This window comes from Clostridium sp. CM039 (assembly GCF_055081075.1).
In genome coordinates this window covers 1,744,251-1,756,501 of the sequence record NZ_CM143649.1, presented here as the reverse complement: position 1 = coordinate 1,756,501, position 12,251 = coordinate 1,744,251, and the positions used below count along the sequence as shown (strand labels likewise).

The 12,251-nt window shown below is 30.6% G+C and carries 20 protein-coding genes; all 20 read left to right on the top strand.

The window, feature by feature from the left end; genetic code table 11:
- The first annotated feature begins 51 nt into the window (after positions 1–51).
- The gene (locus tag ACWJJ2_RS08385) at positions 52–1,077 is read left to right on the top strand and encodes a DUF1351 domain-containing protein (RefSeq protein ID WP_462954232.1); all 1,026 of its coding nucleotides are present in this window, start codon (positions 52–54) and stop codon (positions 1,075–1,077) included.
- Positions 1,077–1,223, top strand: coding sequence for a hypothetical protein (locus ACWJJ2_RS08380; protein ID WP_462954231.1), 147 nt, complete (start codon positions 1,077–1,079; stop codon positions 1,221–1,223). The genes ACWJJ2_RS08385 and ACWJJ2_RS08380 overlap by 1 nt, the downstream gene beginning before the upstream one ends.
- On the top strand, positions 1,216–1,389 hold the full coding sequence (locus ACWJJ2_RS08375) for a hypothetical protein (protein ID WP_462954230.1): 174 nt from the start codon (positions 1,216–1,218) through the stop codon (positions 1,387–1,389). Before ACWJJ2_RS08380 ends, ACWJJ2_RS08375 begins: the two co-directional genes overlap by 8 nt.
- A gap of 18 nt (positions 1,390–1,407) precedes the next feature.
- Positions 1,408–1,818: a hypothetical protein gene (locus ACWJJ2_RS08370; RefSeq protein WP_462954229.1), complete on the top strand. Its 411-nt coding sequence runs from the start codon at positions 1,408–1,410 to the stop codon at positions 1,816–1,818.
- Positions 1,815–2,033 carry a hypothetical protein gene (locus ACWJJ2_RS08365; protein WP_462954228.1) on the top strand — a complete coding sequence of 73 codons (219 nt, stop codon included), beginning with the start codon at positions 1,815–1,817 and terminating at the stop codon, positions 2,031–2,033. The genes ACWJJ2_RS08370 and ACWJJ2_RS08365 overlap by 4 nt, the downstream gene beginning before the upstream one ends.
- Complete coding sequence (locus tag ACWJJ2_RS08360) at positions 2,011–2,376, top strand: VRR-NUC domain-containing protein (protein WP_462954227.1); 366 nt, start codon at positions 2,011–2,013, stop codon at positions 2,374–2,376. The genes ACWJJ2_RS08365 and ACWJJ2_RS08360 overlap by 23 nt, the downstream gene beginning before the upstream one ends.
- 14 nt (positions 2,377–2,390) lie before the next feature.
- On the top strand, positions 2,391–4,193 hold the full coding sequence (locus tag ACWJJ2_RS08355) for an AAA family ATPase (protein ID WP_462954226.1): 1,803 nt from the start codon (positions 2,391–2,393) through the stop codon (positions 4,191–4,193).
- A 10-nt stretch (positions 4,194–4,203) separates the two neighbouring features.
- Positions 4,204–4,353, top strand: a complete 150-nt coding sequence (locus ACWJJ2_RS08350) for a hypothetical protein (RefSeq protein WP_462954225.1) — start codon at positions 4,204–4,206, stop codon at positions 4,351–4,353.
- Between the two features lie 52 nt (positions 4,354–4,405).
- Positions 4,406–4,852, top strand: a complete 447-nt coding sequence (locus tag ACWJJ2_RS08345) for a DUF669 domain-containing protein (protein ID WP_462954224.1) — start codon at positions 4,406–4,408, stop codon at positions 4,850–4,852.
- A gap of 51 nt (positions 4,853–4,903) precedes the next feature.
- Positions 4,904–5,233, top strand: coding sequence for a hypothetical protein (locus ACWJJ2_RS08340; RefSeq protein ID WP_462954223.1), 330 nt, complete (start codon positions 4,904–4,906; stop codon positions 5,231–5,233).
- A gap of 62 nt (positions 5,234–5,295) precedes the next feature.
- Entirely contained in the window at positions 5,296–6,954 is a 1,659-nt protein-coding gene (locus ACWJJ2_RS08335; RefSeq protein WP_462954222.1) for a hypothetical protein, read from the top strand.
- Between the two features lie 62 nt (positions 6,955–7,016).
- Positions 7,017–7,247: a hypothetical protein gene (locus tag ACWJJ2_RS08330; RefSeq protein ID WP_462954221.1), complete on the top strand. Its 231-nt coding sequence runs from the start codon at positions 7,017–7,019 to the stop codon at positions 7,245–7,247.
- A gap of 2 nt (positions 7,248–7,249) precedes the next feature.
- Complete coding sequence (locus ACWJJ2_RS08325; RefSeq protein ID WP_462954220.1) at positions 7,250–7,843, top strand: HNH endonuclease signature motif containing protein; 594 nt, start codon at positions 7,250–7,252, stop codon at positions 7,841–7,843.
- 95 nt (positions 7,844–7,938) lie between these two features.
- A complete protein-coding gene (locus tag ACWJJ2_RS08320; RefSeq protein WP_462954219.1) occupies positions 7,939–8,901 on the top strand; it encodes a phosphoadenosine phosphosulfate reductase family protein in 963 nt (320 codons plus the stop codon).
- Between the two features lie 167 nt (positions 8,902–9,068).
- Positions 9,069–9,602, top strand: coding sequence for a hypothetical protein (locus ACWJJ2_RS08315; RefSeq protein WP_462954218.1), 534 nt, complete (start codon positions 9,069–9,071; stop codon positions 9,600–9,602).
- 378 nt (positions 9,603–9,980) lie between these two features.
- Positions 9,981–10,253 carry a hypothetical protein gene (locus ACWJJ2_RS08310; protein WP_462954217.1) on the top strand — a complete coding sequence of 91 codons (273 nt, stop codon included), beginning with the start codon at positions 9,981–9,983 and terminating at the stop codon, positions 10,251–10,253.
- Between the two features lie 241 nt (positions 10,254–10,494).
- A complete protein-coding gene (locus tag ACWJJ2_RS08305; RefSeq protein ID WP_462954216.1) occupies positions 10,495–11,484 on the top strand; it encodes a site-specific integrase in 990 nt (329 codons plus the stop codon).
- Positions 11,485–11,505: 21 nt separating this feature from the next.
- Positions 11,506–11,829, top strand: a complete 324-nt coding sequence (locus ACWJJ2_RS08300) for a hypothetical protein (RefSeq protein WP_462954215.1) — start codon at positions 11,506–11,508, stop codon at positions 11,827–11,829.
- A complete protein-coding gene (locus ACWJJ2_RS08295; RefSeq protein ID WP_462954214.1) occupies positions 11,822–12,073 on the top strand; it encodes a hypothetical protein in 252 nt (83 codons plus the stop codon). Before ACWJJ2_RS08300 ends, ACWJJ2_RS08295 begins: the two co-directional genes overlap by 8 nt.
- The gene (locus ACWJJ2_RS08290; protein WP_462954213.1) at positions 12,073–12,249 is read left to right on the top strand and encodes a hypothetical protein; all 177 of its coding nucleotides are present in this window, start codon (positions 12,073–12,075) and stop codon (positions 12,247–12,249) included. The genes ACWJJ2_RS08295 and ACWJJ2_RS08290 overlap by 1 nt, the downstream gene beginning before the upstream one ends.
- Positions 12,250–12,251: the final 2 nt, after the last annotated feature.

The window sequence follows — 12,251 nt, the reverse complement described above, 5'->3', positions numbered from 1 at the left end:
AATAAATGAGTTAACAGATGAGTTAAATGAAGTGAAAGGTAGTGAAAAAATATGAAAGAATTAGAATTAATATCACAAACCACACCTGCAGTAGTTAGTTTTAACTACACTGAAATAGATGCACAACTGGAAGTAACACTTAAGAAATATAATGGTTTAGTATTTACCGAGGACACAGTAAAAGAGTGTAAGAAGACCATAACGGAGCTTAAAAAAGGTCAAAAGTCTCTTAATGATTTCAAAATAAAAACTAAGAAATTACTAACTGCAGATATAACAAAATTTGAGGACCAATGCAAGTTACTTAGTAATAAATTTAACACAGTTATTAGTCCATTAAGTGAGCAAGCTGATGAATTTGAGGTTACTAGGATAGCAAATAAAAGAACTGAAATTCAAATGATAATTGATACGTTAATAGATGAAAGAAGTTTATCGGATAAATATTATGAAGAGTTAGTAATTACAGATGCAATGCTAAATAAAGGTCCCAAGATAAAATCTATAAAAGAAGACCTAACCAAATTAGCTGATTCTTTATTATCAAAGCAAAATGTGGAAATTGCTAATATTGAGTTAATAAAATCAAAGGTTGAGTTAGCGATAGCAAGATATGGTGTTCCGTTATTGGACACTCAATATATAGATATGATTGCAATTGAATATGTAGATGTAATAGTTAACCAAATAACTAAGGATGCTGAGGCACTTAAAAAAAGAAATGATGAAATAGAATTACAAAAAGTAATTAGAAATGAGAAATTAGAAGCTGAAAAAGTTGCTGCTGAAGTAAGAAAGGCTGAGAGAGCAGAGGAAGTTAAACGAGCTAAAGCTGATAGAGAAATCGCTGAAAGAATTAATCAAGAAAGAGCAAAAGTTGTAGCCGCTCCAGTATCAAAAGCAGTACCTATTAAAATGATTATTCCTGAAGTAATAGCTCCAACGGTTATAAAAAATATTAAAGCTGAAATATTTGTTGAAACTTATAAAGTTGAAGGAACTGAAATTCAATTAACTGATCTTGAAAGTTTCTTAGAAGCTAATAATTATGGTTGGACCATTAAGGAGGAAAAGTAATGAAAAAAGATGGTGAATTCATGTTTGATATGGTAGCTAATTGGAAAGCGACTATGGCTTTAAAAAATAGTTTAATGGTTCCCGCTAAAGAAGCAAATGAAATTTTAAATAAAATGAAATTAGAAGTACACATACAGCATGAATAAATTACCTGACTGTCAATATGAGTTTGGTTATGAGGAACCAAAAGCAATAGTAATAGCTATTTGTAGTGATTGTGACTCTGATATTAATGAAGGTGATGAATATTACCAAATAGATAACCGATCTACATGTGTAGATTGTATGGATGAATATAAAGTAATTGATTAAAAAGGGAGACTAAAAACAATGATAAAAATTAATGAAAACTTAGATTTATCTAAGCAAGTTTTAACAATAGATATAGATAGTCCTGTATTTGCAAGTATGTTGGGTGATTTAAATGGTGAAATTCAAAGAGTTATTGAAAAAGTATTTAATGAGGAATTTGAAAGTGGAGAAATTAGTTTGAATCTCAAAATTGAAATACCTGAAACTTTCAAATCTTACGCTAGAACGAATGAAGATGATGAATTAGTTAATGACACTTACAAATATAAAAGACCTGATTTTCAGCACAAAGTTACTAGCACATTAAAGAAAAAGTATGAGCAAAAGGGATCATTCACCGGAGAAAGAGAAGTTATTTTCATAGATGGTGAGTATATGGCTAGACCACTTAAGCAAGACCAAATGACTTTAGAAGATTACGGAATATGATAGTTAAAGTTAAGTGTAACGGGTGTGGGAAAAAACACATAATAAAAGTTTACACAATAAAAGAGGCTAGAAAAACCAAAAAATGTATGAGGAATAATTATGTTTGTAACATTTGTGGTTTTAGAAAATTAGCTAAGAATGTTATTAAAGGGATAATACATGGTTTTAAATCAAAGAGTAAGGAGATATTTAATGGCAGGAGAAAAGCTATTTGAGAATAAAGTAAAGAAATATTTACACTCAGTTGGTATTTATGCAGCTGGAACACCTAAAGATAAAATGATAGTTGCGCCTAAAGGTTGGTTTTTCAAACACTGGGCAGGGCCTTATTCTCCAAGTGGAATACCAGACATAATATGTTGCGTAAATGGTAAGTTCATAGGAATAGAAGTTAAAGCAGATGATGGACACCCAAGTGCTTTACAAATAAGAAATATAAACTCAATAGAGAAAGCTAATGGAATTGGTTTGATAATATACCCTAAAGATTTTGAAATGCTTAAAAGCCTTCTAATAGCAGTAATTGAGGGGAAAGAGAAAGAATTTTATAGCATTTAAGGAGGTGATCAAAATTGAGACAAAGTGCAATAACAGATTATGCACACTGCCCACACCATTATAAATTAAGATATTTGGACAAGCTGGGAACTGTTAAAAACCAAGATAGTAATAATGCTTTATACCTTGGAACTGCAATACATTATGGTGCTGAAACTGGAAGTATTCAAAAGATGTTAGATAAATATCACAGTAATTACTACATTATAAATGATAACCACATTAATGAAGCTATTAAAATTGAATACCTACTTCCAAAGGTTCTTAATTTCATGAACCAATATGAGAAGTTAGAGCATGAAGTATGTTTTAAGTGGGGGAGCTTCACTGGTACCGCTGATTTATTAGCACATAATGCCGATGGAACTGTGGACCTATATGATTATAAATACAGTAATAATATAGATGATTATATGAACTCACCACAGCTACACTTGTATAAATACTTCCTGGAACTTCAGGGATATAAAGTTAATAAAATAGCATTTATATTCATACCAAAAACATTCATAAGGCAAAAGCAAACTGAGGATTTATACGCATTTAGAAAACGACTTGATGAAGCATTAGCCACAATGGATATAACAGTCAAGTATTTAGACTATGACAGTAACAAAGTGTCACAGGCTCTAAATATAGCAATCACAATGCTAGAAACAAAAGAGTTCGATAAAAATATTACTACAGATTGTAAGTTTTGCGAATACCAAATATTTTGTGAAAGAGGGATTGATTATATGAATTTACCAGTTAATAAAAGAAGAGAACAAAAGATTGATGAAAACCCTGATTTATGGATTTACGCTGACAGTTATGTTGGGAAATCTACTTTCATAGACCAATATGATGATTTATTATTTCTCAATACTGACGGAAATACAGACAACACTACAAGTCCAGTTGTAAGAATAGTTGATGAACTAACCACCGTAGGTAGAGTAACAAATCGTAAATTTGCTTGGGAAGTATTCCTGGACACAATTACGGAGCTTGAGAAAAATGGTAACGGATTTAAAAGAGTTTGTATTGACTTGGTGGAGGATTTGAAAGAACATTGTAGGCTTTATGTATTCGATAAAAATGGAATACAGCATGAGTCAGATAGTGGATTTGGTAAAGGATGGGACCTAGTAAGAACAGAATATTTTACAGCAATAAAAAGATTGAAAAATTTAGGGTATCAATTAATTTATATCAGTAAAGAAGTCGTATCAGAGATAAACCTTAAAAATGGTACCAAATTAACAAGTATTAGTCCAAATATTCAAGATAAATTTGCAAATGTACTAGCCGGAACCGTAGATCTTACAGTTAGAGCTTATATGGATGGTGAAGCAAGATACTTGCAGCTTGAAAAGAAAGAAAATGTATTTGGTGGAGGTAGATTTAATTTTAAAGAAAAGAAAATTCCATTAGATATGAAAGAGTTTATAAGGGCTTTAAATGAAGCTCAAGAGGGCATTAAGACCTATAGTAAACTAGATGATGCAATTATAAGTGATGAAAAGAAAGTGACTGAGAAGCCCGCTGAAAAGACTGGTAGAAAAGCTAGAACAACAAAGATTGAACCCGCTGAAACTAAAGAAACTGGAATTGAACAACCTAAAAAGTCAGAGGGTATGCCACTTAAAGAAGCCATTGAGTTAGGCAATATAGCACAACCTGAAACTATTGAGGACAAGCCAGTTGAAGAAGTAAAACATACCAGGACTAGGAAGGCTAGAACTCCAAAAGCAGAAGTTACTGAGGATAAAGCACCAACAGAGGAAGCACTTAATGATATAACACCATTAACTGATGGAGATATTCCATTTTAGGAGGTAACTTATGAAAGTTGAAGATTTAAAAAAAATATTAAGTAATATTCCAGGTAGTTTTGATATTTGGGTAAATGATGATTTTGAACCTGATGAAATATCGGTTAACTTCAGTCAAGGTAACGTAACTTTTATAGTTGAAAATTTAGAAAATAAGTAAAATCAATCGGTGTAGCATGTGCTACACTAGATATTTCGAGGAGTGATTATTAATGAATATATGGGAAAAATTTGATAAATCAATAGATACTGAGGGCTTAAAGAAAGATGTGGCTGCAGCTGCTGATGGTAAAAGTGATTTTGCTGAAGTTAAAGAGGGTAAATATGAGGTAAAAGTAATATTAATGGAACTTACAGAAAGCAAAAAAGGATCTCCAATGTTAACTATGAGATTTCAAATTTTAGAAGGCGAGTTTAAAGGATCATTAATATTTTATAACCAGGTGCTAAGTAGTGGTTTTGGTATCCATAACGCAAATGAAATGCTTGGGTCACTAGGAAGTGCTACACCAGCTAAATTTGAAACTTTCAAACAATATAATGACTTGATTTTAGATATATTTGGAGAAATAGAAAATCTATTAGAGTATGTTTTGGACTATAGCAAAAATGCAAAAGGTTATAACGTATATAAAATTACAGATATATTTGATAAATAAAATTAAGGAGGGGGCGGTTAAGCCCCTTAACTTTTAAGGATGTGCTGGTATATGTCAAAAGTAACAATTCCAATAACACAAGAAATTAATAGACTATATGACAATGGCGAAAGTATGGCCCAAATAGCAACTAAATTAAATTTATCAGAAGTTACTATTCACAATTATGTTTGGAAACCGCGTATTCATATTTCGAAAAGGTTCGAGAATAGTGAAGTTAAAAATAAAACAGTGCAAGAAATTAATGAATTATATAATAAAGGCTTTGAAATGATACCTATTGCTAAAAAATTAAAAGTATCGTATAGCACAGTACAAAAGTATGTGTTAAAGCCAAGAGAAGCATACCGTAATTATGGGCCTAATAAAAAAATAATTTGAGGTGAGATGAAATTTTATTTTATGATTTTGAAACTTTTAAATATAACTGGCTTGTAGTAATTATGGACACTGAAACAAAGAAATATAATATCTGTATAGATAATCCAAAAGCATTACAAAAGTATTACGAGCTCCATAAAAATGATATTTGGGTAGGGTATAACAGCAGGTCATTTGACCAATATATCTTAAAAACTATATTACTTGATTTAAATCCATTTGAACTAACGCAACACATAATACAGTTTCAAAAGCCAGCCTGGATGTTTAGCAACAAATTTAATAAGTATCCACTCCTAAATTTTGATGTTATGACGGATATAAGTAAAGGGCTGAAACAGTTAGAGGGCTTCATGGGTAATAACATCAAAGAAACCTCGGTACCCTTTTGGATTGATAGACCATTAACAAGAGATGAAATAGTTGAAACCGTTAAATATTGCAAGTCAGATGTAGAGAATACTATGTTGGTGTTTATGGAAAGAATACAAGAATTTAATAGTCAAATGGCCCTTATTAAGGCTTTTAACTTAAATATAAAATATATTAGCATGACTAAACCTCAATTAAGTGCAATTATCCTTGGCGCACGTAAGAAACAATACATGGATGAGTTTGATATAACCATAGTAGATACTATAAATATAAATAAATATGATAATATCGTAGATTGGTATAAAAATCATAGTAATAGAGACTATAAAAAATATTTAAAAATTGAAGTTGCCGGAGTTAAACATGTATTTGGATGGGGTGGACTTCATGGCGCAAAAGAAAAGTATATTAATGAAGGAATATTTATAAACTCAGATGTTGGTTCATTTTATCCATCATTAATGATTGAATATGATTTCTTAAGTAGGAATTTAAGTGATAAGAGTAAATATAAAAATATATATGATACTAGAATGGATCTTAAACGTAAAAAAATGAAAAAAGAACAGGCACCATATAAATTAGTTTTGAATGCTAGTTATGGAGCCAGCAAAGATAAAAACAATAATTTATACGATCCGCTGCAGGCAAACAATGTATGTATAAATGGTCAGTTGATGCTATTGGACCTAATCGAAAAGTTAGAAACTAAATATGAACTAATCCAGTCAAATACAGATGGCGTGATGTTTAAGCTAAACTCTAAAGCTGATATAGAACCGTATAAGGCAATATGCAAAGATTGGGAAAAGCGAACTAGAATGACACTAGAGCATGACATTATTACTAAAGTAGTACAAAAGGACGTTAACAATTACCTAGTTATTATGGAGGATGGAAGCTATAAAAGCAAAGGTGCTTACCTTAAGAAACTAGATAATTTAGATTACGATTTACCTATTCTTAATACCGCTTTAATAGAATATTTCATTCATGGTACTGAGGTAGAAGATACCATAAATAATTGTAAAAAATTAATTGAATTTCAGAAAATAGTTAAGGTTACAGGAAAGTATAAAAGTATTAATTACAATGGCTCAAATTTGCAAGAAAAATGTATAAGGGTATTTGCTAGTAGAAGCATAAGTGATGGATCTGTTAAAAAGGTAAATAGTAATGATGAACTCGAAAAAATAGGAAATGTACCTGAAAGATGCTTTATAGATAATAGTGATATAAAAGATAAAAGAGTTAGCAGAACTTTAGATAAGAGTTGGTATAAAATTATGGCCCGAAAACGTCTTGAAGGATTCGGCATAAGTGACCAGATGAAATTGGAAATGTGAAAATGGTACGGAATTATTGGCAGATATGGCGAAGTAAATACTTGAAATTTAGGAGGTAAATAATGAAAAATACACTTGGAGATTTAAACAACCATTTATTTGCACAGTTAGAGCGACTAGGTGATGAAGATTTAAAAGGTGAAGCATTAATAGAAGAAATGAATAGAACAAAAGCTATAAATGATGTTGCATCAAGGATCATTGCTAATGGGTCATTAGTATTAGCAGCTAAAAAATTAATGGATGACAGAGAAGATGCTAATACTAGCTTGCCTAAAATGTTGGAGGGGTAAAAGTGAAACATAAATATACGGAAGAACAAGCCAACTTTATCAAAGAAAATATAAAAGGAATAGGGACTAAAGAATTAACCGAAATATTTAATAACCATTTTGGATTAAATATTAAGACCACTTCAATTAGAGCTTTTGTAAAAAATCACAGTTTAAAAAGTGGTTTAGATTGCCGATTCAAAATTGGGACGATTCCTTTCAATAAAGGGATAAAAGGTGTTTGTGCTAAAGGGTCTGAAAAAACATGGTTCAAGAAAGGGACCATACCACCAAACCATAGATTAGTAGGAAGTGAAAGAGTAACCGTAGATGACTATACAGAAGTTAAAGTAGCAGAGCCAAATAAATGGAGATTAAAACAGCGAGTAATGTGGGAAAAATGCAATGGAAATATCCCAAAAGGATATGTCGTAATCTTTGGTGATGGAAACAGACATAATTTAGACATTAATAATTTAATACTAGTATCTAGGCAACAATTATCAATATTGAACAAGAATAAATTAATACAAAAAGATGCTGAATTAACGAGGACTGGTGTTATTATAGCCGACCTATATCAAAAGATAAGCAAAAGAAAGAATAAAACTAAGTAACATAATAGCTAAATATCACGTAACAAATATTAAAATAAAATTGAAGTATCTATAGATAAGAAAAAGTGTGCACACCTTCAGGCATGGAGGAAATTTTGGAAATAAACGAGTTAAGAATGTTACAAGCTTTACCTTTAGATGTTAAAATTATGAAAAGTTTACAAAGAATAAGAGAATGGCATGAGTTTTGGAATGGAAAAGTTTATATAAGTTTTAGTGGTGGCAAAGATAGTACGGTACTGCTCCATTTAGTTAGAAGCATATATCCAGATGTTAAAGCAGTATTTATTGATACTGGGTTAGAATTTCCCGAAATAAGGGATTTTGTTAAAACTATAGATAACGTAACGACTGTAAGACCTAAAATGCAGTTCAATAAGGTCATTGAGAAGTATGGATACCCTGCAATCAGTAAAGAACAAAGCCACTATATAACATTGGTTAGAAACACTAAGAGCGAGGTTCTAAAGCATAAGCACATAGATGGTATTAATAGGGATGGAAGCAAAACTCAATTTACAATATCTAAAAAGTGGAAATATTTAATAAATGCACCTTTTAAAATATCAGACCAATGTTGCCAAGTAATGAAAAAAAGACCAGTAAAGAAGTATGAAAAGGAATCGGGCAATATGGCTATTATAGGCACAATGACTGAGGAAAGCGTAATGAGAGAGAAGGTATATCTTAAAAATGGTTGCAATGCCTTTGAAAATAAAAGACCTATATCAGCACCTATAAGCTTCTGGAGTGAAGAGGATATATGGAATTACATGAAACTTTATAATTTACCTTATAGCAAAATATATGATATGGGATATAAAAGAACTGGGTGCATGTTTTGTATGTATGGGGCACACCTTGAAAAAGGTGTAAATAGATTTCAATTGATGCAGACTACACACCCAAAACAATGGGAGTATTGTATGAAAGATACCGAAAATGGTGGGTTAGGACTAGCAAAGGTACTAGACTATATAAATGTATCCTATAAGAATAACCTTGATGATAAGAAGACTGCCGAGGGTGTAAAATACCAGCAATACAGGATATTGTAACAAATTAAAAGAGTTCTTTGAAAACTGAATAATACGGTATTAGTTTGATATTTGTAATTGAAATTTAAGTGGGAGCTTATAAATGTATTAGTTCTTTTCAATACAAAATGTGGTAATATAGTAAATGAAATATGAATGAAATATTTCATGTTAAAGGAGAAATGTTTATGTATGAAGTTGTAAAAGCCTATGGACCTATAATCGTTGGAGTTGTATCTATTTTTGTTGCTTATTATATGAATACAAAACTTTTAAAATCCAAATCTAAAGAAGAAGCGAGAAAAGAAATTTATAAAAAACTTAATGAATTCTATGGACCATTTACGCAATTAAGAAAGAAAAGCAAATTGTTATATGAGATATTTACAAATAACAAAGAAGCTCATTATAAAACTTTGCCAGCCTTATTAGAAGGTATAGTTTATAGTAATAATGATAAAAGCTTATTAAAACAAATTATAACAATAAATGAACAACTTGAAGATTTAATAGTTAAAAAAAGTGGTCATGTAAAAGATAAAGAACTAAGGGAATTATTAGGAAAGGCTGCAGCACATTTCAACGTTATGTCTCAAGCTTTTGATGGATCAATAGCAGGTGAAACAAAAAGATTTAAAAATTCTCTGTTTCCAAGAGATCTAGATGCTAAAATAGAAGTAGAAATAGATAAATTAAACACAAGGATTATAGAGTTAGAATAACCTAGAGTATAAATATAGAATTATAAACTCAAAAGAGGTTAAAGAAAATAAATTAGCTGTTTTTATCATAATACCGTATTATTCAGAAATGAATTGTATGGTATTTTTTTATTAAGTTACAACGAAATATGAGAAAGAGGCGACGTAACTATTGAAATTGAAAGTGCGAACAATGGTCTTTGATAATTGAATAATACGGTATTAAAGAATAAGAATAATTGCTATGTTTTACAAAAATAGTGATTATTCATATAAAAACATGCTATAATTACCATTAGTTAAGACAACATAGTAAAATGTTGCTCATCAATCAAAAATACATGATACTTAAACATTTGCAGAAAATTGAGAAGATTATTTTTATTGGGAGGTAATAACTTGAAAACAGTAAAAGTTATAAAAAAAGTAAAAGTTATAAAAAATGTAATTTCAGTAATAGTTATTATATCAGTGTTTTTAGGTTTATTTGATATCATTAATGGAGAAATTACAGATTTAATTATATTACTATTTTTCGGTATCATGGGTATATTAGATGGGTATTGCTCATATATTAATAACAAAAAACGAGAAGCAACTTTTTTATTTCTAGGTGGAATATTCATAATAGTTAGTGGGATTATAGTTTCATGGATTCATAGTGTAACTTAAATATATTCTAATTATGTGTCACAACTAGTAAAACCGAATAATCCCTTAAAAATACCGTATTATTCAATTGAATAATACGGTATTTTTATGTCGTCTTTCAAATACATGCCGACACAAAAAAAGTAAAACAAAAGAGAACCGCTAGTCTCGTAAACAGTCAGCTCTCTAATTCTCACTAGGAGATATATTCATTATATCACAGTGTATCTCCTAAGAAATAAAATTTTAGGAGGTACCGGATATGTCTAACACAAAAGATGAAGTGATTATAAAGTTAGTAGGAAAACTAACACTAGAGTTCCCAGATATAGATCAATTAAAAGTTCGTATGATTGCTGAAGAGGTCCTATATAAATATGATGTAATACCTCAGGAAACTGGATTAATGGTTAGTGATGTAGAGGATAAATTAATAATCTATTTAGCAGTTAAAAAATTAGATGGATTAGCAAAAGGTACTTTGAGAAACTACAACAATAATTTATTAATATTCTCTAATATGCTCAGGAAGCCATTAGCAGCTATTAATACTATGGATCTCAGGATGTACTTAGCACAAAGATGTAAGAAAATGAAACCCAGTTCAATAAATGAGCAAATTTTTATCTTAAAATCATTTTTCGGTTGGTTATTTACTGAAGAATATATACCTAAAAATCCTACGTCAAAGTTAAAAGCAACTAAAGAGCCATCACGATTAAGGCATGCACTTACAGTAGATGAAGTAGAAATATTAAGACAGAAATGTACAAATATCAGGGAAAGCGCATTACTAGAGTTTACTTATAGTTCAGGTTGCAGACTCGCAGAAATTGTTTCTATAAACAAAGAAGATATAGACTGGAATAACAAAACACTCAAAGTAATTGGAAAAGGAAATAAAGAAAGAATTGTATGCTTTAACACCAAAACTAAATATCTCTTAAAAGAATATATATTGTCAAGAAGTGATGATAACCCAGCATTATTCGTAACTAGCAAGTATCCACACAATAGACTAGGTGGCAGAAGCATAGAAAGAGAAATTGGAAACATTGCTAAGAGAGCAAATTTAGGCAAAGCAATATACCCACATTTGTTACGTCACTCGATAGCTACACACTTGTTGGCGGCTGGAATGGCGTTACACAATGTACAAGCTTTACTCGGTCACAGTGACCCTAAAACAACGGAAATTTATGCTGAGTCAAGTATTGAAAGTGTCATATATGAGTACAAGAGAATTTCTTGATTATGAAAGGAGTACAAAATAATGAAAGAATTAATAGAGTCTGTAAAGGTATTGGTATCTGAAGAACTTAAAAGAGCAAATATTGAATTTCCAATGTTTAATAGTTCCCATGAGGGGTATGCAATTATTAAAGAAGAACTAGAGGAAGCCTCAGAGGAATTAAAATATGCGAATGCTGAATTGGAACAAGTATGGTATTGTACAAAAAGAAATATAAAAGAACCTTCATTTTCACATTTGAAAAGTTTAAAAGTTGATGCAATAAATTTAGCATCTGAAGCTATTCAAGTTGCTGCAATGGCCCAAAAGTTTATAGATAGCCGCAAGGAGGTTGACCATGAATAGAAATCAGAGAAGGCAAGCTGAGAGAAACAATAAAACTGCAATCGTAGCAACACCCACCCAAAATATTCAAGTGGAGAGATTAGCAATTGAAAAAGCAAATAATTATATTGATAATATCGCAAAGATAATTAATGAATGCTATTTTAAAGCTATGAGAAATAACAGGGTCAGTGAAGTAAGAGCTAAAAGGATATTAGAACAGACCGAAATACTAATTAATATAGAATCTAGGAGGAACATATAATGGAGCAAATATTTATAAGAGTTAGAAAAGAAAATGGTGATTTTATCAATAAGGATATAATGGATGCTAATTATGGGGAAAGAGTCACCTGGTACAAAACGTTGAGTAAAGGTCAAATAATGAGTTTGTTAGAACGGTTTATAAGTAACAAAACGATGGAGGAAAATAGACTATGAAT

Excerpts from the sequence above, each read along its gene's own strand:
- ACWJJ2_RS08385 (WP_462954232.1), top strand. The coding sequence starts at position 52 with ATGAAAGAATTAGAATTAATATCACAAACCACACCTGCAGTAGTTAGT.
- ACWJJ2_RS08380 (WP_462954231.1), top strand. The coding sequence starts at position 1,077 with ATGAAAAAAGATGGTGAATTCATGTTTGATATGGTAGCTAATTGGAAA.
- ACWJJ2_RS08375 (WP_462954230.1), top strand. The coding sequence starts at position 1,216 with ATGAATAAATTACCTGACTGTCAATATGAGTTTGGTTATGAGGAACCA.
- ACWJJ2_RS08370 (WP_462954229.1), top strand. The coding sequence starts at position 1,408 with ATGATAAAAATTAATGAAAACTTAGATTTATCTAAGCAAGTTTTAACA.
- ACWJJ2_RS08365 (WP_462954228.1), top strand. The coding sequence starts at position 1,815 with ATGATAGTTAAAGTTAAGTGTAACGGGTGTGGGAAAAAACACATAATA.
- ACWJJ2_RS08360 (WP_462954227.1), top strand. The coding sequence starts at position 2,011 with ATGGCAGGAGAAAAGCTATTTGAGAATAAAGTAAAGAAATATTTACAC.
- ACWJJ2_RS08350 (WP_462954225.1), top strand. The coding sequence starts at position 4,204 with ATGAAAGTTGAAGATTTAAAAAAAATATTAAGTAATATTCCAGGTAGT.
- ACWJJ2_RS08345 (WP_462954224.1), top strand. The coding sequence starts at position 4,406 with ATGAATATATGGGAAAAATTTGATAAATCAATAGATACTGAGGGCTTA.
- ACWJJ2_RS08340 (WP_462954223.1), top strand. The coding sequence starts at position 4,904 with ATGTCAAAAGTAACAATTCCAATAACACAAGAAATTAATAGACTATAT.
- ACWJJ2_RS08335 (WP_462954222.1), top strand. The coding sequence starts at position 5,296 with ATGGACACTGAAACAAAGAAATATAATATCTGTATAGATAATCCAAAA.
- ACWJJ2_RS08330 (WP_462954221.1), top strand. The coding sequence starts at position 7,017 with ATGAAAAATACACTTGGAGATTTAAACAACCATTTATTTGCACAGTTA.
- ACWJJ2_RS08315 (WP_462954218.1), top strand. The coding sequence starts at position 9,069 with ATGTATGAAGTTGTAAAAGCCTATGGACCTATAATCGTTGGAGTTGTA.
- ACWJJ2_RS08305 (WP_462954216.1), top strand. The coding sequence starts at position 10,495 with ATGTCTAACACAAAAGATGAAGTGATTATAAAGTTAGTAGGAAAACTA.
- ACWJJ2_RS08300 (WP_462954215.1), top strand. The coding sequence starts at position 11,506 with ATGAAAGAATTAATAGAGTCTGTAAAGGTATTGGTATCTGAAGAACTT.
- ACWJJ2_RS08295 (WP_462954214.1), top strand. The coding sequence starts at position 11,822 with ATGAATAGAAATCAGAGAAGGCAAGCTGAGAGAAACAATAAAACTGCA.
- ACWJJ2_RS08290 (WP_462954213.1), top strand. The coding sequence starts at position 12,073 with ATGGAGCAAATATTTATAAGAGTTAGAAAAGAAAATGGTGATTTTATC.